The organism is Citrobacter sp. Cb041 (assembly GCF_030336655.1).
GTDB classification, from domain to species: Bacteria; Pseudomonadota; Gammaproteobacteria; order Enterobacterales; family Enterobacteriaceae; genus Citrobacter; species Citrobacter braakii.
The window spans coordinates 186,924-207,006 of sequence record NZ_JAOWDD010000043.1; the positions used below are offsets into that span (position 1 = coordinate 186,924).

Annotated in this window: 17 protein-coding genes; 15 read left to right on the plus strand and 2 right to left on the minus strand. The window is 53.5% G+C overall.

Going from position 1 to position 20,083, the window contains the following annotated elements:
* Positions 1-923: 923 nt before the first annotated feature.
* The 14 genes from lrhA to nuoN all read left to right on the plus strand — a co-directional run bounded on the left by lrhA (position 924) and on the right by nuoN (position 17,447).
* Positions 924-1,862 (plus strand): transcriptional regulator LrhA, encoded by a 939-nt coding sequence (gene lrhA / locus OGV52_RS21755; protein WP_016153838.1) that lies wholly within the window; start codon positions 924-926, stop codon positions 1,860-1,862.
* Positions 1,863-2,489: 627 nt separating this feature from the next.
* The gene (gene nuoA, locus OGV52_RS21760; RefSeq protein WP_003028077.1) at positions 2,490-2,933 is read left to right on the plus strand and encodes an NADH-quinone oxidoreductase subunit NuoA; all 444 of its coding nucleotides are present in this window, start codon (positions 2,490-2,492) and stop codon (positions 2,931-2,933) included.
* Between the two features lie 15 nt (positions 2,934-2,948).
* A complete protein-coding gene (gene nuoB / locus OGV52_RS21765; protein WP_003028075.1) occupies positions 2,949-3,611 on the plus strand; it encodes an NADH-quinone oxidoreductase subunit NuoB in 663 nt (220 codons plus the stop codon).
* An 85-nt stretch (positions 3,612-3,696) separates the two neighbouring features.
* Positions 3,697-5,499 carry an NADH-quinone oxidoreductase subunit C/D gene (gene nuoC / locus OGV52_RS21770; protein WP_016153837.1) on the plus strand — a complete coding sequence of 601 codons (1,803 nt, stop codon included), beginning with the start codon at positions 3,697-3,699 and terminating at the stop codon, positions 5,497-5,499.
* 2 nt (positions 5,500-5,501) lie between these two features.
* The gene (nuoE, locus tag OGV52_RS21775) at positions 5,502-6,002 is read left to right on the plus strand and encodes an NADH-quinone oxidoreductase subunit NuoE (protein ID WP_003028069.1); all 501 of its coding nucleotides are present in this window, start codon (positions 5,502-5,504) and stop codon (positions 6,000-6,002) included.
* Entirely contained in the window at positions 5,999-7,336 is a 1,338-nt protein-coding gene (gene nuoF, locus OGV52_RS21780; RefSeq protein ID WP_016153836.1) for an NADH-quinone oxidoreductase subunit NuoF, read from the plus strand. The genes nuoE and nuoF overlap by 4 nt, the downstream gene beginning before the upstream one ends.
* A gap of 80 nt (positions 7,337-7,416) precedes the next feature.
* Complete coding sequence (gene nuoG / locus OGV52_RS21785; protein WP_032931989.1) at positions 7,417-10,143, plus strand: NADH-quinone oxidoreductase subunit NuoG; 2,727 nt, start codon at positions 7,417-7,419, stop codon at positions 10,141-10,143.
* Complete coding sequence (nuoH, locus tag OGV52_RS21790) at positions 10,140-11,117, plus strand: NADH-quinone oxidoreductase subunit NuoH (protein ID WP_016153834.1); 978 nt, start codon at positions 10,140-10,142, stop codon at positions 11,115-11,117. The genes nuoG and nuoH overlap by 4 nt, the downstream gene beginning before the upstream one ends.
* 14 nt (positions 11,118-11,131) lie before the next feature.
* A complete protein-coding gene (gene nuoI / locus OGV52_RS21795) occupies positions 11,132-11,674 on the plus strand; it encodes an NADH-quinone oxidoreductase subunit NuoI (protein WP_003028062.1) in 543 nt (180 codons plus the stop codon).
* Between the two features lie 11 nt (positions 11,675-11,685).
* Positions 11,686-12,240 carry an NADH-quinone oxidoreductase subunit J gene (nuoJ, locus tag OGV52_RS21800; RefSeq protein WP_016153833.1) on the plus strand — a complete coding sequence of 185 codons (555 nt, stop codon included), beginning with the start codon at positions 11,686-11,688 and terminating at the stop codon, positions 12,238-12,240.
* The gene (nuoK, locus tag OGV52_RS21805) at positions 12,237-12,539 is read left to right on the plus strand and encodes an NADH-quinone oxidoreductase subunit NuoK (RefSeq protein ID WP_006683663.1); all 303 of its coding nucleotides are present in this window, start codon (positions 12,237-12,239) and stop codon (positions 12,537-12,539) included. The genes nuoJ and nuoK overlap by 4 nt, the downstream gene beginning before the upstream one ends.
* Positions 12,536-14,377 carry an NADH-quinone oxidoreductase subunit L gene (gene nuoL / locus OGV52_RS21810; protein WP_016153832.1) on the plus strand — a complete coding sequence of 614 codons (1,842 nt, stop codon included), beginning with the start codon at positions 12,536-12,538 and terminating at the stop codon, positions 14,375-14,377. The genes nuoK and nuoL overlap by 4 nt, the downstream gene beginning before the upstream one ends.
* 76 nt (positions 14,378-14,453) lie before the next feature.
* Positions 14,454-15,983, plus strand: coding sequence for an NADH-quinone oxidoreductase subunit M (gene nuoM, locus OGV52_RS21815; RefSeq protein WP_016153831.1), 1,530 nt, complete (start codon positions 14,454-14,456; stop codon positions 15,981-15,983).
* A gap of 6 nt (positions 15,984-15,989) precedes the next feature.
* Positions 15,990-17,447 carry an NADH-quinone oxidoreductase subunit NuoN gene (nuoN, locus tag OGV52_RS21820; RefSeq protein ID WP_016153830.1) on the plus strand — a complete coding sequence of 486 codons (1,458 nt, stop codon included), beginning with the start codon at positions 15,990-15,992 and terminating at the stop codon, positions 17,445-17,447.
* 92 nt (positions 17,448-17,539) lie between these two features.
* Here the strand turns inward: nuoN and OGV52_RS21825 are convergent, their stop codons facing one another.
* Positions 17,540-18,544 (minus strand): chemotaxis protein, encoded by a 1,005-nt coding sequence (locus tag OGV52_RS21825; RefSeq protein ID WP_016157041.1) that lies wholly within the window; start codon positions 18,542-18,544, stop codon positions 17,540-17,542.
* Between the two features lie 64 nt (positions 18,545-18,608).
* The gene (gene rbn / locus OGV52_RS21830; protein ID WP_016157040.1) at positions 18,609-19,526 is read right to left on the minus strand and encodes a ribonuclease BN; all 918 of its coding nucleotides are present in this window, start codon (positions 19,524-19,526) and stop codon (positions 18,609-18,611) included.
* A 67-nt stretch (positions 19,527-19,593) separates the two neighbouring features.
* Here rbn and OGV52_RS21835 point away from each other — a divergent pair, with 67 nt between their 5' ends.
* Positions 19,594-20,055, plus strand: coding sequence for a GNAT family N-acetyltransferase (locus OGV52_RS21835; RefSeq protein WP_016153827.1), 462 nt, complete (start codon positions 19,594-19,596; stop codon positions 20,053-20,055).
* Positions 20,056-20,083 lie beyond the last annotated feature (28 nt).

The window sequence follows — 20,083 nt, forward strand, 5'->3', positions numbered from 1 at the left end:
TTGACCTTTTTAGCTGTGAATGCCACTCCCTGCCATGGAAGTCAGCCCAGCACAATGTACTCCCACGGCGGTGAGTTTTGAAGGGTCTTTAGTAGAAGATTTTGAAAAGCTATGAAGTGATAATTAACTGTTAACAACTAAATAATGTAAATATTATGAGATAATAATCTATCTATATGTATTTTGTTGGTAGTATGTTTTGCTTTATTGGTTTGGTTGTGGTGATTTGTTTGGTCAAAAAAAGTTAAGCCTGTAAAGCGAAATGTCACGGGCGTCTAAGCTGGATGAGGTAATTCGAAAATACTGAGGTTTTATCTGCGGGGTCTGTTATCGGCCTGATCCGTACGTGATACGGTGTGAATTCATTGTTAAGCATAATTAATGAATTGAAGAATTCTTAATTAATTATTATTTAATATTTAAACGACATTAAATTGGATGGGCCAATAATAGCAAAACCGCTGCTCTGACATAACACCTGGTAGCCTGGAATTATTCACGATAACACTTATAAATATAGTGGTTTTAGGTTAAGATAAGTCTCATGAAATGGTAAGTAGTCTGAATTTTAAGATAATTCAAATGTTTGTTGGTTGTTCCTAACACACTGAAAAGTTAGTTTTTAATGTGTAAATTATTGTTCGTTAACTTTTTTTTAAATTTACAAAATTTACATGTTTTCCCTAAGTCAGAATCATCCAGCAGCTAAAAATTCGACTCTTTCTCGTTGCTATATTCCGATGAATATCACGGGAATTAAAATAGCCAGGAAAGAGAATTGTTTCGTTTGTTAAACCAAATACATCCTTATTTTCACTTGGTTACACTAAGCGAAACTGCGAGGGAGGCACATTACAAATGGAGTTGTTTGATTCCAAATGCACAGCATTAACCCGGTATGACCCGCGAGTAAGTGAAAAACTATGATAAATGCAAATCGTCCGATAATTAACCTCGACCTCGATCTGCTGAGAACCTTCGTTGCTGTTGCCGACCTGAATACCTTTGCGGCTGCGGCAGCTGCGGTATGTCGAACTCAGTCTGCGGTGAGTCAGCAAATGCAGCGTCTTGAGCAACTCGTGGGGAAAGAGTTGTTCGCGCGCCATGGACGCAACAAACTACTGACCGAACATGGTATACAACTGTTGGGTTACGCCAGAAAAATACTGCGCTTTAATGATGAGGCATGCTCATCATTAATGTTTAATAATCTTCAGGGAGTGTTAACTATCGGTGCTTCTGATGAATCTGCCGATACCATACTGCCTTTCCTGCTCAACCGGATAAGTTCGGTTTATCCGAAGCTTGCGCTGGATGTGAGGGTCAAGCGTAACGCCTACATGGTGGATATGCTGAAGTCGCAAGAAGTGGACTTGGTTGTGACTACCAACCGTCCTGGCGATTTTGAATGTCTGAATCTGCGTACCTCGCCAACGCATTGGTACTGTGCTGCCGAATATATTCTGCAAAAAGGTGAGCCGGTACCGTTGGTTCTGCTGGACGATCCGAGCCCGTTTCGCGATATCGTGCTGGCGACATTAAATGCTGCTCAGATCCCGTGGCGTCTGGCTTATGTCGCTTCAACATTACCTGCGGTTCGCGCGGCGGTAAAAGCAGGGCTCGGCGTCACTGCGCGACCTGTTGAAATGATGAGTCCGGATTTACGCGTACTGGGTGCCGCCGACGGATTACCGCCATTGCCTGATACTGAGTATCTGTTGTGCTGCGATCCGTCCACGCAAAATGAGTTGGCAGAAGTTATCTTTAAGTCGATGCAAACGTATCAAAATCCTTGGCAATACAATCAGTTTACCCCTGAAGGGGGAGATGACTCGCTGATTGTTGAAGGCGACTTTGAGTAATCCGTCACAAAAAATCGTTTTAAAATGTTAGTGTAAAAAAGAGCCACTGGTGATGAAAAAACATCCAGCGGCTCTTTTTTTATGCAAATATTGCCGCTTTATGTCATTTGCTATACTAAAACTTAACAAAATCAGAAGGTAAAAAAACGGCCTGACATCTGGTTGAAAAATAAGCAGCCGCGTTACTAATTGTTTCCATGTTAAAAAACTAGAGAAATTGTTGCTGTTTTTTATGGTGAATTAACAAAAGCGTGTCACAGATCAAGAAAATACTCCCATTTAGGGGGAGGCATCTGGGTGAATTCCTGTCAAAATAGGTGAGTATTATCTTTTTTACTTCACTACGGACACGATTCAACAACATTAAAAATGACCGATGATGCGATCGAAATTGGTCTAAATAGCACTTTATGTTAATGAAGTTGGAACGGTGTAAAATAATGTGAGGAAACTTTTGTTAAAGTTGACAAAAGGTTATAGAAAGGAGTAAAAAACCCCATCAATTAGCTGTATAAAATGGTTTTTCACAGTGATTGTAAGGTTTTTTTTATTCCTCCCCATGAATCGATGTGGCGTTCATCTGCCGAAAAGAGCAGAGAATTTGGCGCTACTTTTGATGAGTAAGCAATGAGTATGTCAACATCCACTGAAATCATCGCTCATCACTGGGCATTCGCTATCTTTCTTATTGTTGCCATTGGCCTGTGCTGCCTGATGCTCGTCGGCGGCTGGTTTTTAGGTGGTCGCGCGCGCGCGAGATCTAAAAACGTGCCGTTTGAATCAGGTATCGACTCGGTCGGCACCGCCCGCTTGCGCCTGTCTGCCAAGTTTTATCTGGTAGCCATGTTCTTCGTTATCTTCGACGTTGAAGCGCTGTATCTGTTCGCATGGTCAACTTCTATCCGTGAAAGCGGCTGGATTGGCTTTGTGGAAGCTGCAATTTTTATTTTTGTGTTACTGGCAGGTCTGGTTTATCTGGTGCGTATTGGCGCGCTGGACTGGACGCCCGCGCGTTCACGCCGCGAGCGTATGAACCCGGAAACGAACAGTATCGCTAATCGTCAACGCTAACCGCGAGGCATTAAGATGGATTATACGCTCACCCGCATAGATCCTAACGGTGAGAACGACCGTTACCCCCTGCAAAAACAGGAGATCGTAACCGACCCCCTGGAGCAAGAAGTTAACAAAAACGTGTTCATGGGTAAGCTGCATGACATGGTTAACTGGGGCCGTAAAAACTCAATTTGGCCATATAACTTTGGCCTTTCCTGCTGCTACGTTGAGATGGTGACCTCGTTTACCGCCGTGCACGATGTGGCCCGTTTTGGTGCGGAAGTACTGCGTGCATCGCCGCGTCAGGCTGACCTGATGGTCGTCGCCGGAACCTGCTTTACCAAAATGGCGCCGGTTATTCAGCGCCTCTACGATCAGATGCTGGAACCGAAATGGGTTATTTCCATGGGCGCATGCGCCAACTCCGGCGGTATGTACGACATCTATTCTGTGGTGCAGGGCGTTGATAAATTTATTCCGGTCGATGTGTACATCCCGGGATGCCCGCCGCGTCCGGAAGCGTATATGCAGGCTCTGATGCTGCTGCAAGATTCCATTGGCAAAGAACGCCGTCCGCTCTCCTGGGTGGTTGGCGATCAGGGCGTTTATCGCGCCAATATGCAGTCAGAACGCGAGCGTAAACGCGGCGAACGTATTGCTGTAACGAATCTTCGTACACCAGACGAGATTTAATTTGCGCCTGTCGGCAGCAGCACTTCCTTCGCTTATCACTACATAAATAGCGCGAAGCACTGCCGACCACCACGGACCATTTGCAATGGTGAACAATATGACCGACTTAACCGCGCAAGACGCTGTATGGCAAACACGGGATCACCTTGATGACCCGGTCATTGGCGAACTGCGCAACCGTTTTGGGCCGGATGCCTTTACCGTTCAGGCGACTCGCACCGGGGTACCTGTTGTTTGGGTCAAGCGTGAACAATTACTGGAAGTTGGCGATTTCTTAAAGAGACTGCCGAAACCTTACGTCATGCTGTTTGACTTACACGGCATGGACGAACGTCTGCGTACGCACCGCGAAGGGTTACCTGCCGCGGATTTTTCCGTTTTCTATCACCTGATCTCCATTGAACGCAATCGCGATATCATGCTCAAGGTGGCATTGTCTGAAAACGACCTGCGCGTACCGACGTTCACCAAACTGTTCCCGAACGCCAACTGGTATGAGCGTGAAACCTGGGAAATGTTTGGCATCGACATCGAAGGTCACCCGCACCTGACGCGTCTGCTGATGCCGCATACCTGGGAAGGTCATCCGCTGCGTAAAGACTACCCGGCGCGTGCGACTGAATTCGATCCGTTTGAGCTGACCAAAGCCAAACAGGATCTGGAAATGGAATCACTGACCTTCAAACCAGAAGAATGGGGCATGAAGCGTAGTTCCGAAAACGAGGACTTCATGTTCCTCAACCTCGGTCCTAACCACCCGTCTTCTCACGGTGCGTTCCGTATTGTGCTGCAGCTTGATGGCGAAGAAATCGTCGACTGCGTGCCTGACATCGGCTACCACCACCGTGGCGCTGAAAAGATGGGTGAACGTCAGTCCTGGCACAGCTACATTCCGTACACCGACCGTATCGAGTACCTCGGCGGCTGTGTTAACGAAATGCCTTACGTACTGGCCGTTGAGAAACTGGCTGGCATCACCACGCCGGATCGCGTCAACGTGATTCGCGTTATGTTGTCTGAACTGTTCCGTATCAACAGCCACTTGCTGTACATCTCCACGTTCATCCAGGACGTCGGTGCGATGACGCCGGTCTTCTTCGCCTTTACCGACCGTCAGAAAATCTATGACGTAGTGGAAGCGATCACCGGTTTCCGTATGCACCCGGCCTGGTTCCGTATCGGCGGTGTGGCACACGATCTGCCGCGCGGTTGGGACAAACTGCTGCGTGACTTCCTCGACTGGATGCCAAAACGTCTGGATTCCTACGAGAAAGCCGCACTGCGTAACACCATCCTGAAAGGCCGTTCGCAGGGCGTTGCCGCTTACGGTAAGAAAGAAGCGCTGGACTGGGGTTGTACCGGTGCTGCGCTGCGTGCGACCGGTATTGATTTTGACGTGCGTAAAGCGCGTCCATACTCTGGCTACGAAAACTTTGACTTTGAAGTCCCGGTTGGCGGCGGCGTGTCCGACTGCTATACCCGAGTGATGCTGAAAGTTGAAGAGCTGCGCCAGAGTCTGCGCATCCTTGAGCAGTGCCTCAACAACATGCCGGAAGGCCCGTTCAAAGCGGATCACCCGCTGACTACGCCGCCGCCGAAAGAGCGCACGTTGCAACATATCGAAACCCTGATCACCCACTTCCTGCAAGTTTCGTGGGGACCGGTTATGCCGGCAAATGAGTCCTTCCAGATGGTGGAAGCGACCAAGGGTATTAACAGTTACTACCTGACCAGCGATGGCAGCACCATGAGTTACCGTACCCGTATCCGTACCCCGAGCTATGCGCACCTGCAGCAGATCCCGGTAGCGGTACGTGGCAGCCTGGTGTCCGACCTTATCGTCCACCTGGGTAGTATCGATTTTGTTATGTCAGATGTGGACCGCTAATTATGCACGAGAATCAACAACCACAAACCGAGGCTTTTGAGCTGAGTGCGGCTGAGCGTGAAGCGATTGAGCACGAGAAGCACCACTACGAAGACCCGCGTGCGGCGTCCATTGAAGCGCTGAAAATCGTTCAGAAACAGCGTGGCTGGGTGCCGGATGGGGCGATCTATGCGATCGCTGATGTGCTGGGGATCCCGGCAAGCGACGTAGAAGGTGTTGCCACGTTCTATAGCCAGATCTTCCGCCAGCCGGTAGGTCGCCACGTGATCCGCTATTGCGACAGCGTGGTGTGCCATATCAACGGCTATCAGGGGATCCAGGCTGCGCTTGAGAAAAAACTCAACATCAAGCCGGGGCAGACGACCTTTGACGGTCGTTTTACGCTGCTCCCGACCTGTTGCCTGGGGAACTGCGATAAAGGGCCGAACATGATGATCGATGAGGATACTCATGCTCACCTGACCCCGGAAGGCATTCCCGAACTGCTGGAGCGGTATAAATGAAAGACATTATCCGTACTCCCGAAACGCATCCGCTGACCTGGCGTCTGCGTGATGACAAACAGCCGGTCTGGCTGGACGAATACCGTAGCAAGAACGGCTACGAAGGTGCGCGTAAGGCCCTGACCGGGCTGTCACCGGACGAAATCGTTAATCAGGTAAAAGACGCTGGCCTGAAAGGGCGCGGCGGTGCGGGCTTTTCCACCGGTCTGAAGTGGAGCCTGATGCCGAAAGACGAATCCATGAACATCCGTTACCTGCTGTGTAACGCCGATGAAATGGAGCCGGGTACCTATAAAGACCGTCTGCTGATGGAACAGCTGCCGCACCTGCTGGTGGAAGGCATGCTGATCTCCGCGTTTGCGCTGAAAGCGTACCGTGGTTACATCTTCCTGCGTGGTGAATATATCGAAGCGGCTGTGCATCTGCGTCGCGCGATTGCCGAAGCAACCGAAGCCGGCTTGCTTGGCAAAAACATCATGGGCACCGGTTTCGACTTCGAACTGTTTGTCCACACCGGGGCAGGGCGCTATATCTGCGGTGAAGAGACGGCGCTGATTAACTCCCTTGAAGGTCGTCGTGCTAACCCACGCTCTAAGCCGCCGTTCCCGGCAAGCTCTGGCGCTTGGGGTAAGCCGACCTGCGTTAACAACGTCGAAACCCTGTGTAACGTACCAGCTATCCTCGCGAACGGCGTGGAGTGGTACCAGAACATTTCGCAGAGCAAAGACGCGGGCACCAAGCTGATGGGCTTCTCAGGTCGCGTGAAGAACCCTGGCCTGTGGGAACTGCCTTTCGGTACTACCGCGCGCGAGATCCTCGAAGATTACGCGGGCGGCATGCGTGATGGCCTGAAGTTCAAAGCCTGGCAGCCGGGCGGCGCGGGTACTGACTTCCTGACTGAAGCGCACCTCGATCTGCCGATGGAATTCGAAAGCATTGGTAAAGCCGGTAGCCGTTTGGGCACCGCGCTGGCAATGGCCGTCGATCACGAGATTGGCATGGTTCCTCTGGTGCGTAACCTCGAAGAGTTCTTTGCCCGCGAGTCCTGCGGCTGGTGTACGCCGTGCCGTGACGGTCTGCCGTGGAGTGTGAAAATTCTGCGCGCGCTGGAGCGTGGCGAAGGCCAGCCTGGGGATATCGAGACGCTTGAGCAACTGTGTCGTTTCCTCGGCCCGGGTAAAACCTTCTGTGCACACGCCCCGGGTGCGGTGGAGCCGCTGCAGAGCGCCATTAAATATTTCCGCGAAGAATTCGAAGCTGGCATCAAGCAGTCCTTCAGCAATACCCATCAGATTGGTGGTATTCAGCCGAACCTGCTGAAAGAGCGCTGGTAATAGCAGGGTAACCCTGAATCGCGATCAGAAATTCGATTAACGCTCGGTTTTAGACCGAGCCAACTGGAAGCATGCTGACTATGGCTACGATTCATGTAGACGGCAAAGAATATGAGGTCAACGGAGCGGACAACCTGCTGGAAGCTTGTCTGTCTCTCGGCCTTGATATTCCGTACTTTTGCTGGCACCCGGCGCTGGGAAGCGTCGGTGCTTGCCGCCAGTGTGCGGTGAAGCAATATCAAAACGCGGAAGACACGCGTGGTCGCCTGGTGATGTCTTGTATGACACCGGCCACCGAAGGCACCTTTATTTCAATTGATGACGAAGAAGCGAAGCAGTTTCGCGAAAGCGTAGTGGAGTGGTTGATGACTAACCACCCGCACGACTGTCCGGTCTGTGAAGAGGGCGGTAACTGCCACCTTCAGGATATGACCGTCATGACCGGTCATAGCTTCCGTCGCTACCGCTTCACGAAGCGTACTCACCGCAACCAGGACCTGGGGCCGTTCATCTCTCACGAAATGAACCGCTGCATCGCCTGCTATCGCTGCGTACGTTACTACAAAGATTACGCCGATGGCGCGGATCTGGGCGTCTATGGCGCACATGACAACGTCTACTTTGGTCGTCCGGAAGACGGTACGCTCGAAAGCGAATTCTCCGGTAACCTGGTGGAAATTTGCCCGACCGGCGTCTTCACCGATAAAACGCACTCCGAGCGTTATAACCGTAAATGGGACATGCAGTTTGCGCCGAGCATCTGCCAGCAGTGTTCTATCGGCTGTAACATCAGCCCGGGCGAGCGCTACGGTGAACTGCGTCGTATCGAAAACCGCTACAACGGTACCGTTAACCACTACTTCCTCTGCGACCGTGGTCGTTTTGGCTATGGTTACGTGAACCTGAAAGACCGTCCACGCCAGCCGGTACAGCGTCGTGGCGATGACCTGATCACGCTGAACGCCGAACAGGCGATGCAGGGCGCGGCAGATATTCTGCGTCAGTCGAAGAAAGTGATTGGTATCGGCTCCCCGCGTGCCAGCGTTGAAAGTAACTTCGCGCTGCGTGAACTGGTCGGTGCGGATAACTTCTATACCGGTATTGCCCAGGGCGAGCAGGAACGTCTGCAACTGGCTCTGAGCGTGCTGCGTGACGGCGGTATTCATACCCCGGCACTGCGCGAAATCGAGTCATACGATGCGGTTCTGGTCCTGGGCGAAGATGTCACCCAAACCGGCGCGCGCGTTGCGCTGGCAGTGCGTCAGGCGGTGAAAGGTAAAGCGCGTGAAATGGCGGCGGCGCAGAAAGTGGCCGACTGGCAGATTGCGGCAATCCTCAACATCGGCCAGCGCGCCAAGCACCCGCTGTTCGTTACCAACGTCGATAACACCCGTCTGGATGATATCGCGGCATGGACCTACCGTGCGCCGGTTGAAGATCAGGCGCGTTTAGGTTTCGCGATCGCCCATGCGCTGGATAACAACGCCCCGGCGGTTGACGGTATCGACCGTGACCTGCAGAACAAAATTGACGTCATCGTTCAGGCTCTGGCCGGGGCGAAGAAACCACTGATTATTTCCGGTACCAACGCCGGTAGCGCCGACGTGATTCAGGCTGCTGCCAACGTGGCGAAGGCGCTGAAAGGCCGTGGCGCAGACGTCGGAATCACCATGATTGCTCGCTCTGTTAACAGCATGGGGCTGGGTATGATTGGCGGTGGTTCCCTCGACGACGCGCTGACCGAGCTGGAAACCGGTCGTGCTGACGCCGTTGTGGTGTTGGAAAATGACCTGCATCGCCATGCTTCAGCAACGCGTGTGAACGCCGCGCTGGCGAAAGCGCCGCTGGTACTGGTTGTTGACCATCAGCGCACGGCTATTATGGAAAACGCCCATCTGGTGCTTTCCGCCGCTAGCTTCGCCGAAAGCGATGGTACGGTAATTAACAACGAAGGTCGCGCCCAGCGTTTCTTCCAGGTCTATGACCCATCCTACTACGACAGCAACACCGTAATGCTGGAAAGCTGGCGCTGGCTGCACTCGCTGCACAGTACCGTGCAGAGTCGTGAAGTGGACTGGACGCAGCTCGACCATGTTATCGACGCGGTCGTTGAGAAGTTACCGCAGTTGGCGGGTATTAAAGATGCCGCGCCGGATGCAAGCTTCCGTATCCGTGGACAGAAACTGGCACGTGAACCGCACCGCTACAGTGGTCGTACCGCAATGCGCGCCAACATCAGCGTTCACGAACCACGCCAGCCGCAGGACAAAGACACCATGTTCGCTTTCTCTATGGAAGGGAACAACCAACCGTCTGCGCCGCGTTCGCAAATTCCGTTTGCCTGGGCTCCGGGCTGGAACTCCCCACAGGCGTGGAACAAGTTCCAGGATGAAGTGGGCGGTAAACTGCGTCATGGCGATCCGGGCGTGCGTCTGATCGAAGCTTCGGCAGATGGTCTGGATTACTTCACAACCGTTCCGGCGAGCTTCCAGGCTCAGGATGGTCAGTGGCGTGTCGCGCCTTACTATCATCTGTTTGGTAGTGACGAAATGTCCCAGCGTGCGCCTGTCTTCCAGACCCGTATGCCGCAGCCGTACATCAAACTCAACCCGGCTGATGCCGCGAAGTTGGGTGTGAATGCCGGTACGCGCGTTTCTTTCAGCTACGATGGCAACACGGTTACGCTGCCGGTTGAAATCGCTGAAGGATTAACGGCAGGGCAGGTTGGTTTGCCAATGGGTATGCCTGGCATCGCGCCGGTTCTGGCTGGTGCACGTCTTGAGGATCTGCAGGAGGCACAACAATGAGTTGGATTACACCCGATCTGATTGAGATCCTGCTGAGCGTTCTCAAAGCGGTCGTGATTCTGCTGGTGGTGGTCACCTGCGGGGCATTCATGAGCTTTGGCGAACGTCGTCTGCTCGGTCTGTTCCAGAACCGTTACGGACCGAACCGTGTTGGCTGGGGCGGTTCGCTCCAGCTGGTTGCGGACATGATCAAGATGTTCTTTAAAGAAGACTGGATCCCGAAATTCTCGGATCGCGTCATCTTTACCCTGGCACCGATGATCGCCTTTACCTCGCTGCTGCTGGCTTTCGCCATCGTGCCGGTGAGCCCGAACTGGGTGGTTGCTGACCTGAATATCGGGATCCTGTTCTTCCTGATGATGGCAGGCCTCGCGGTATACGCGGTGTTGTTCGCAGGCTGGTCCAGTAACAACAAATACTCGCTGCTCGGTGCGATGCGTGCGTCTGCGCAGACGCTGAGCTACGAAGTGTTCCTCGGACTTTCCCTGATGGGCGTGGTGGCGCAGGCCGGTTCATTTAACATGACCGACATCGTCAACAACCAGGCTGATATCTGGAACGTTATTCCGCAGTTCTTTGGTTTTGTCACCTTTGCCATCGCGGGCGTGGCGGTGTGTCACCGTCACCCGTTTGACCAGCCAGAAGCCGAGCAGGAACTGGCCGACGGTTACCACATTGAATACTCCGGTATGAAATTCGGTCTGTTCTTCGTGGGTGAGTACATCGGCATCGTCACCATTTCTGCACTGATGGTTACCCTGTTCTTCGGTGGCTGGCATGGTCCGTTCTTACCGCCATTCGTCTGGTTCGCGCTGAAAACCGCGTTCTTCATGATGATGTTCATTTTGATTCGTGCGTCGTTACCGCGTCCTCGTTATGACCAGGTAATGTCCTTCGGCTGGAAAGTCTGTCTGCCGCTGACGCTCGTCAACTTGCTGGTAACGGCGGCTGTCATTCTCTGGCAGGCGCAATAAGGGACACAAAGACCATGACCTTAAAAGAATTGTTCGTAGGTTTCGGCACCCAGGTACGCAGTATCTGGATGATCGGCCTGCATGCGTTCGCGAAACGCGAAACGCAGATGTACCCGGAAGAGCCGGTCTATCTACCGCCCCGTTTTCGTGGTCGTATCGTTCTGACCCGTGACCCAGACGGCGAAGAGCGCTGCGTTGCCTGTAACCTGTGTGCGGTAGCGTGTCCGGTAGGCTGTATCTCTTTGCAAAAAGCAGAGACCAAAGACGGCCGCTGGTATCCGGAGTTTTTCCGCATTAACTTCTCACGCTGCATTTTCTGCGGCCTGTGCGAAGAAGCCTGTCCGACAACGGCTATTCAGCTGACTCCAGATTTCGAGCTGGGTGAGTACAAGCGCCAGGACCTGGTTTACGAGAAAGAGGATCTGCTGATCTCCGGTCCGGGTAAATACCCGGAATATAACTTCTACCGGATGGCAGGTATGGCAATCGACGGCAAAGATAAGGGCGAAGCAGAGAACGAAGCCAAGCCTATCGACGTCAAGAGCCTGTTACCGTAAGGAGAGGGGCAATGGAGTTCGCTTTTTATATCTGTGGCCTGATAGCCATTCTCGCAACCTTGCGGGTGATCACCCACACCAATCCGGTACACGCACTGCTGTACCTGATTATTTCGCTGCTGGCGATTTCCGGGGTGTTCTTCTCGTTAGGTGCTTACTTCGCGGGGGCGCTGGAAATAATCGTCTACGCGGGCGCCATCATGGTGTTGTTCGTGTTCGTGGTCATGATGCTCAACCTCGGTGGTTCTGAAATTGAACAGGAACGCCAGTGGCTGAAACCGCAGGTGTGGATTGGACCGGCGATTCTGTCGGCCATCATGCTGGCGGTTATTGTTTATGCCATTCTGGGTGTTAACGATCAGGGCATCGACGGGACGCCAATTAGCGCGAAAGCTGTCGGTATTTCCCTGTTCGGACCGTATGTACTGGCGGTCGAGCTGGCTTCGATGCTGCTGCTGGCAGGTCTGGTTGTGGCCTTCCACGTAGGGCGCGAAGAGCGTTCTGGTGAAGTGCTGAGCAATCGCACCGATGACCGCGCGAAAAGAAAAACGGAGGAGCACGCATGATCCCCTTACAACATGGACTGATCCTCGCGGCTGTCTTATTCGTACTGGGCTTAACCGGTCTGGTTATCCGCCGCAATCTGCTGTTTATGCTGATCGGGCTGGAAATCATGATTAACGCCTCCGCGCTGGCCTTCGTGGTCGCCGGAAGCTACTGGGGCCAGACCGATGGTCAGGTGATGTATATTCTCGCCATCAGCCTTGCGGCTGCGGAAGCGAGCATTGGACTTGCGCTGTTGCTGCAACTTCATCGCCGTCGCCAGAACCTGAACATCGATTCAGTAAGTGAGATGCGTGGATGAACATGCTTGCCTTAACCATTATTCTGCCATTTATTGGCTTTGTATTACTGGCGTTCTCTCGCGGTCGTTGGTCAGAAAATCTGTCCGCGACCGTGGGCGTCGGGTCGATTGGCCTGGCGGCGCTGGTGACCGCGTTTGTTGGCGTTGACTTCTTTGCTAATGGTCAACAGGCCTACAGCCAGCCGCTGTGGACGTGGATGTCTGTCGGTGACTTCAATATCGGTTTTAATCTGGTGCTGGACGGCCTGTCGCTGACCATGCTCAGTGTGGTGACCGGTGTGGGTTTCCTGATCCACATGTTCGCCTCCTGGTATATGCGCGGTGAAGAGGGATACTCCCGTTTCTTCGCCTACACCAACCTGTTTATCGCCAGCATGGTGGTTCTGGTACTGGCGGATAACCTGCTGCTGATGTACCTCGGCTGGGAAGGCGTGGGCCTGTGCTCCTACCTGCTGATCGGTTTCTATTACACCGATCCGAAGAATGGCGCTGCGGCAATGAAAGCCTTCGTCGTGACCCGTGTGGGTGACGTGTTCCTCGCCTTCGCATTGTTTATCCTCTACAACGAGCTGGGCACGCTGAACTTCCGCGAAATGGTGGAACTGGCACCTGCTCACTTTGCAGATGGTAACAACATGCTGATGTGGGCAACCCTGATGCTGCTGGGCGGTGCGGTGGGTAAATCCGCGCAGCTGCCGTTGCAGACATGGCTTGCTGACGCGATGGCAGGTCCGACGCCTGTCTCCGCGCTGATCCACGCCGCGACGATGGTTACCGCCGGTGTCTACCTGATTGCACGTACTCACGGCCTGTTCCTGATGACGCCGGAAATCCTGCATCTGGTGGGGATTATCGGGGCTATCACTCTGGTACTGGCTGGTTTCGCCGCGCTGGTACAGACCGACATCAAACGCGTTCTCGCATACTCCACCATGAGCCAGATTGGTTATATGTTCCTGGCTCTCGGGGTTCAGGCGTGGGACGCGGCGATTTTCCACCTGATGACGCACGCCTTCTTTAAAGCGCTGCTGTTCCTGGCATCCGGCTCGGTTATCCTGGCCTGTCACCACGAACAGAACATCTTCAAGATGGGCGGTCTGCGTAAGTCTATTCCGCTGGTGTATCTCTGCTTCCTGATCGGTGGCGCGGCGCTGTCGGCTCTGCCGCTGATTACCGCAGGCTTCTTCAGTAAGGATGAGATTCTGGCCGGTGCGATGGCGAACGGTCATATCAACCTGATGGTTGCAGGTCTGGTCGGTGCGTTCATGACCTCTCTGTACACCTTCCGTATGATTTTCATCGTGTTCCACGGTAAAGAGCAAATTCACGCTCACGCAGGGAAGGGGATTACACATCATCTGCCGCTGATTGTGCTGATGATCCTGTCCACCTTCGTTGGCGCACTGATTGTGCCACCGCTGCAGGGTGTACTGCCTGCGACGACCGAGCTTGAGCATGGTCGCGTGATGACCCTGGAAATTACCTCCGGTATCGTCGCGATTGCAGGCATTCTGATCGCTGCATGGCTGTGGCTGGGTAAACGTACTCTGGTGACATCGATTGCCAACAGTGCGCCAGGCCGTCTGCTGGGTACCTGGTGGTATAACGCCTGGGGCTTCGACTGGCTGTACGACAAAGTGTTCGTCAAGCCGTTCCTGGGCGTTGCATGGCTGCTGAAACGCGATCCGCTGAACGCAATGATGAACATTCCGGCGATCCTTTCCCGATTTGCAGGTAAAGGCCTGTTGTTAAGCGAGAACGGCTATCTGCGTTGGTATGTAGCATCAATGAGCATCGGTGCCGTCGTTGTGCTGGCTCTGTTGATGGTACTGCGTTGATCGTAAAGTGAATTTTATCCAAATTCGTTGAAAATCAGGCCTCTATTAGGGGCCTTAAAAAGGAATAAAAATCGCCATGTTACTACCCTGGCTAATATTGATTCCCTTTATCGGTGGCTTCCTGTGCTGGCAGACCGAACGCTTTGGCGTGAAGGTGCCGCGTTGGATCGCGCTGATTACCATGGGACTGACGCTGGCGCTTGGCCTGCAACTTTGGTTGCAGGGCGGCTATTCACTGACGCAATCCACTGGCATTCCGCAGTGGCAGTCTGAGTTTGTCCTGCCGTGGATCCCACGCTTTGGCATCTCGATTCATCTTGCTATCGACGGTCTGTCGCTGCTGATGGTGGTGCTGACCGGCCTGCTCGGTGTTCTGGCGGTACTTTGCTCCTGGAATGAAATCGAAAAATACCAGGGCTTTTTCCACCTGAACCTGATGTGGATCTTAGGCGGCGTAATCGGCGTGTTCCTTGCCATCGACATGTTCCTGTTCTTCTTCTTCTGGGAAATGATGCTGGTGCCGATGTACTTCCTGATCGCGCTTTGGGGGCATAAAGCCTCTGACGGTAAAACGCGTATCACGGCAGCAACCAAGTTCTTCATTTATACCCAGGCGAGTGGTCTGGTGATGTTGATTGCCATCCTGGCGCTGGTGTTTGTGCACTACAAAGCGACCGGCGTGTGGACTTTCAACTATGAAGAATTGCTGAATACTCCGATGTCCCACGGCGTGGAATACCTGCTGATGCTGGGCTTCTTCATCGCTTTCGCGGTGAAAATGCCGGTGGTTCCGCTGCACGGCTGGTTGCCGGATGCTCACTCCCAGGCACCGACCGCAGGTTCCGTTGACCTGGCAGGTATCTTGCTGAAAACCGCAGCCTACGGTCTGCTGCGCTTCTCCCTGCCGCTGTTCCCGAATGCGTCAGCGGAGTTTGCACCTATCGCAATGTGGCTTGGCGTCATCGGCATCTTCTACGGCGCGTGGATGGCCTTTAATCAGTACGACATCAAACGTCTGATTGCTTACACCTCCGTATCCCACATGGGCTTCGTACTGATTGCTATCTACACCGGCAGCCAGCTGGCATACCAGGGTGCGGTGATTCAGATGATCGCGCACGGCCTGTCCGCAGCCGGTCTTTTCATCCTGTGTGGTCAGCTGTACGAACGTCTGCACACGCGTGATATGCGTATGATGGGCGGCCTGTGGGGCAAAATGAAATGGTTGCCTGCGCTGTCAATGTTCTTCGCAGTATGTACGCTGGGTATGCCGGGTACAGGTAACTTCGTTGGCGAATTTATGATTCTGTTCGGCAGCTACCAGGTGGTTCCGGTTATTACCGTGATCTCGACATTTGGTCTGGTGTTTGCTTCTGTTTACTCGCTGGCGATGCTGCATCGCGCTTACTTTGGTAAGGCGAAGAGCCAGATTGCCAGTGTTGAACTGCCAGGGATGTCGCTGCGTGAGCTGTTTATCATCCTGTTGCTGGTCGTGCTTCTGGTACTGCTTGGCTTCTATCCGCAGCCGATTCTGGATACCTCGCATTCTGCGATGAGCAACATCCAGCAGTGGTTTGTTAATTCCGTTACTACTACAAGGCCGTAAATCGCCATGACAATAACTCCACAACACCTGATTGCGCTGCTACCGCTGCTGATCGTCGGCTTGACGGTGGTGGTTGTGATGCTCTCCATTGCGTGGCGACGCAATCACTTCCTCAATGCCACGCTGTCGGTCATTGGGCTTAACGCCGCACTGGTTTCGCTCTGGTTTGTTGGCCAGGCGGGCGCTATGGACGTCACCCCGCTGATGCGGGTTGACGGTTTCGCCATGCTCTACACCGGGCTGGTGCTGCTGGCAAGTCTTGCCACCTGTACCTTCGCTTACCCGTGGCTGGAAGGCTACGACGACAACCGGGAAGAGTTCTATCTGCTGGTGCTGATTGCCGCGCTCGGCGGTATTCTGCTGGCTAACGCTAACCATCTGGCGGCGCTGTTCCTTGGTATTGAGCTTATCTCTCTGCCGCTGTTTGGTCTGGTTGGCTATGCGTTCCGTCAGAAACGTTCGCTGGAAGCCAGTATCAAATACACCATTCTGTCTGCCGCAGCGTCTTCCTTCCTGCTGTTTGGTATGGCGCTGGTATACGCGCAGTCTGGCAACCTGTCGTTTGTCGCGCTCGGTAAGAGCCTCGGCGACGGTATGCTGCAAGAACCGCTGCTGCTGGCGGGCTTCGGTCTGATGATTGTTGGCCTCGGCTTTAAACTCTCGCTGGTTCCATTCCACCTGTGGACGCCAGACGTATACCAGGGCGCTCCGGCTCCGGTTTCCACCTTCCTGGCGACGGCGAGCAAAATCGCTATCTTCGGCGTGGTGATGCGTCTGTTCCTGTACGCACCGGTAGGTGATAGCGAAGCGGTACGGATCGTGCTGGGTGTGATTGCCTTTGCTTCCATTATCTTCGGTAACCTGATGGCGCTGAGCCAGACCAACATCAAACGTCTGCTTGGTTACTCTTCTATCTCTCACCTCGGTTACCTGCTGGTGGCGCTGATTGCCCTGCAGAGCGGCGAGATGTCGATGGAAGCGGTTGGCGTTTACCTGGCCGGTTATCTGTTCAGCAGCCTCGGCGCATTCGGTGTGGTCAGCCTGATGTCCAGCCCGTACCGCGGTCCGGATGCAGACTCTCTGTTCTCCTACCGTGGTCTGTTCTGGCATCGTCCAATCCTCGCGGCGGTGATGACGGTGATGATGCTGTCTCTGGCGGGTATTCCGATGACGCTGGGCTTTATCGGTAAGTTCTACGTACTGGCGGTGGGTGTGCAGGCTAATCTGTGGTGGCTGGTTGCCGCCGTGGTGGTGGGTTCCGCGATTGGTTTGTACTACTACCTGCGCGTTGCCGTGAGCCTGTACCTGAGCGCACCGCAGCAGCTGAATCGCGATGCGCCGTCCAACTGGCAGTACAGCGCGGGCGGTATCGTGGTGCTGATTTCTGCCCTGCTGGTACTGGTGCTGGGTATCTACCCGCAACCGTTGATCAGCATCGTGCAGTTAGCGGCTCCGCTGATGTAATTCATCATGCTGTGATCGAAAAAGAGTCTGGACAATGTCCAGACTCTTTTTTTTACCTGTCTATACTCATCATACTTCAAGTTGCTGGGGCGTCAGGCCGAAAGTTGACGGCTCACCAGCGGGCCGCTGATGCCTTTCGCTGTGCGATCCATCACTTCCTGAATTACTGAAGACAGCTCATTGACTTCGAATTTGGCCACGTAACCATCTGCTTTCACTCGGCGTACGTGATCTTCATTGGCGCTACCGGAAAGTGAGGAGTGGATAACGACCGGGATCTTCTTCAGGCGTTCGTCGGTTTTTATCTTACGGGTAAGCGTAAAACCGTCCATCTCCGGCATTTCCAGATCGGTGAGCACCAGCGCAATCTTCTCGCTGATTGGTTTACCTTCCGCTTCTGCTTCTTCAGATAGCTGTTGTATCTTTTCCCATGCATCCTGGCCCGTCACATGCATCAAGTGTGGGATCTCCATGGCGTTAAGCCCTTTTTCCAGCATCGCGCGAGCCACTTTGGAATCATCAGCCACAATCGCCACCGCACCCGGCGTAATGTTGAACTTATTGGTTTTCAGCTCTGTTGCGCGCAGGTCGTGGTTCGACGGTACAATATCGTACAGGATCTGTTCGACATCGAGCACCAGCGCCAGATTGTTAGTCTCTTTGTTGTCGTCCAGACAGGCGATACTGGTAATGTAGCGACCATTGACGGCTTTTTCGGCGGTATGCACCTGTTGCCAGTCCAGACGCATAATGTTTTCTACCGACTCCACCGCAAACGCCTGAACGCTGCGGGCATATTCCGTGATCAACAGGATGTTGAGTCCGGTCTCTGGCTTACAGCCCGCGACGGCAGGCAGATCAATCACCGGGATCACCTGATCGCGAATGTTAACCATACCCAGCAACGGGGCTTTCATACCTGCGGGACGCGTAAAGGTCGGCATCGGTACGATTTCACGCAGTTTGAATACGTTGATGCCAAACAGTTCTGATTTCTGCTCCTCGACGGATTTGCCAAGGCGAAACAGCAGCAGTTCAAAACGGTTAGACAGGGTTAGGTTTGTCCTGTCATCAATATCTTTCTGGAAATTGTTCATCCTGTCCTCAGTGTGAAAGCCAGCCTTTCCACTGTTATCGGCACTGAGGCGGAAAAATGGAGCATTAAACGGTGAAAATGGCGAAATCGTGAGCCAGTTCAGTGTCTGGAAATATCGCTTTGCACTCTTCGAGTAACCGCTGACAGCCTTTTTCATCGTAGCGAGAGCTAACGTGGGTCATGATCAGGCGTCCCACTCCGGCCTCAAGCGCCAGCTGGGCGGCTTGTCGGGTCGAGCTGTGACCGCGGCTGTTGGCTTTTTCCTCCATTGAGGAGTCCAGTGTGGTTTCATGTACCATCACATCCACACCGCGTGCCAGTTCAATGGCGGACGCGCAAGGTCCTGTGTCGCCGAAAATAGCCACAGATTTTCCTCTGGTGGCAGGGCCGAGAAAATCGGCGCCGTTAATCGCTCGACCATCCTCCAGCACGATGGTTTTCCCGGCTTTCAAATCCTGGAACCACGGGCCCGCTTTAACACCAGCCGCCTTCAAGGCGCTGGCGTCAAGTGCCCCCGGTTTGTCGTGCTCTTCAACACGAAAACCGTAGCACTCCAGCGGATGCTCCAGCGGGTACGCCGTTACTTTACGCAGGCCGTCATCAACAATTTCACCCGCGGTGATTTCGACAATATCCAGCGGATAATCGGTCCAGGAGCCGCTCAAACGCAAAGCCGTTTCGGTAAACTCTCGCAATCCCTTTGGTCCGTAAAGCGTCAGTGGCTGGACGTTCCCGGCCATTGAGCGACTGCACAGCAGCCCCGGTAAACCAAACAGGTGATCGCCGTGTAGATGGCTGATAAAAATACGCTCGAGTTTTCCAGGGTTAAATGGCGTGGTCAGCATCTGATGCTGCGTTCCTTCACCACAATCGAAAAGCCACAGCCCCGCCTGAGTCGGGTGTTGCAGATTCAGTAAAATAGCCGTTACATTGCGTGAGCGCGTGGGGACTCCCGCAGACGTGCCTAAAAATAGTAATTCCATCTTCGCGTTACACTTTTCGCCATCAATAAGGCAGGGTGTTCAGGTTATCACAACAAAGGGGCAGACTATGATTCACTGGCAAGATCTCCACCATGCAAAGCTCAATACACAGCAGTTGTACGCCATTCTTGAGCTTCGCTGTGCGGTATTTGTTGTTGAGCAACGGTGTCCGTATCAGGATGTGGATGGTGATGACCTCAGTGGTGAAAACCGGCACATTCTGGGTTGGCATAACGATGAACTGGTGGCGTATGCGAGGATTCTGAAAAGCGATGATGAACTTGAGCCGGTCGTCATTGGGCGGGTGATTGTAAGCGAAGCGCTGCGGGGGGAAAAATTGGGGCAACAGCTAATGACTCAGACGCTGGCCTCCTGTACGCAGCATTGGCCGCACAAGGCGCTGTATCTAGGGGCGCAGGCACATTTGCAATCATTCTATGCGCGCTTTGGCTTTGTGCCGGTCACGGATATCTATGACGAAGACGGTATTCCACACGTCGGAATGGCGCGGGAAGCACATCAGGCGTAAACAGGCGCAAACACGCCTGATTGTCTAT

What these genes read in the sequence shown, in the direction of transcription:
- nuoM (WP_016153831.1), top strand. Translation starts at nt 14,454, where the DNA reads ATGTTACTACCCTGGCTAATATTGATTCCCTTTATCGGTGGCTTCCTG.
- nuoI (WP_003028062.1), top strand. Translation starts at nt 11,132, where the DNA reads ATGACCTTAAAAGAATTGTTCGTAGGTTTCGGCACCCAGGTACGCAGT.
- nuoN (WP_016153830.1), top strand. Translation starts at nt 15,990, where the DNA reads ATGACAATAACTCCACAACACCTGATTGCGCTGCTACCGCTGCTGATC.
- rbn (WP_016157040.1), bottom strand. Translation starts at nt 19,526, where the DNA reads ATGGAATTACTATTTTTAGGCACGTCTGCGGGAGTCCCCACGCGCTCA.
- nuoC (WP_016153837.1), top strand. Translation starts at nt 3,697, where the DNA reads ATGGTGAACAATATGACCGACTTAACCGCGCAAGACGCTGTATGGCAA.
- OGV52_RS21835 (WP_016153827.1), top strand. Translation starts at nt 19,594, where the DNA reads ATGATTCACTGGCAAGATCTCCACCATGCAAAGCTCAATACACAGCAG.
- nuoH (WP_016153834.1), top strand. Translation starts at nt 10,140, where the DNA reads ATGAGTTGGATTACACCCGATCTGATTGAGATCCTGCTGAGCGTTCTC.
- nuoE (WP_003028069.1), top strand. Translation starts at nt 5,502, where the DNA reads ATGCACGAGAATCAACAACCACAAACCGAGGCTTTTGAGCTGAGTGCG.
- lrhA (WP_016153838.1), top strand. Translation starts at nt 924, where the DNA reads ATGATAAATGCAAATCGTCCGATAATTAACCTCGACCTCGATCTGCTG.
- nuoB (WP_003028075.1), top strand. Translation starts at nt 2,949, where the DNA reads ATGGATTATACGCTCACCCGCATAGATCCTAACGGTGAGAACGACCGT.
- nuoK (WP_006683663.1), top strand. Translation starts at nt 12,237, where the DNA reads ATGATCCCCTTACAACATGGACTGATCCTCGCGGCTGTCTTATTCGTA.
- nuoF (WP_016153836.1), top strand. Translation starts at nt 5,999, where the DNA reads ATGAAAGACATTATCCGTACTCCCGAAACGCATCCGCTGACCTGGCGT.
- nuoL (WP_016153832.1), top strand. Translation starts at nt 12,536, where the DNA reads ATGAACATGCTTGCCTTAACCATTATTCTGCCATTTATTGGCTTTGTA.
- nuoA (WP_003028077.1), top strand. Translation starts at nt 2,490, where the DNA reads ATGAGTATGTCAACATCCACTGAAATCATCGCTCATCACTGGGCATTC.
- nuoJ (WP_016153833.1), top strand. Translation starts at nt 11,686, where the DNA reads ATGGAGTTCGCTTTTTATATCTGTGGCCTGATAGCCATTCTCGCAACC.
- nuoG (WP_032931989.1), top strand. Translation starts at nt 7,417, where the DNA reads ATGGCTACGATTCATGTAGACGGCAAAGAATATGAGGTCAACGGAGCG.
- OGV52_RS21825 (WP_016157041.1), bottom strand. Translation starts at nt 18,544, where the DNA reads ATGAACAATTTCCAGAAAGATATTGATGACAGGACAAACCTAACCCTG.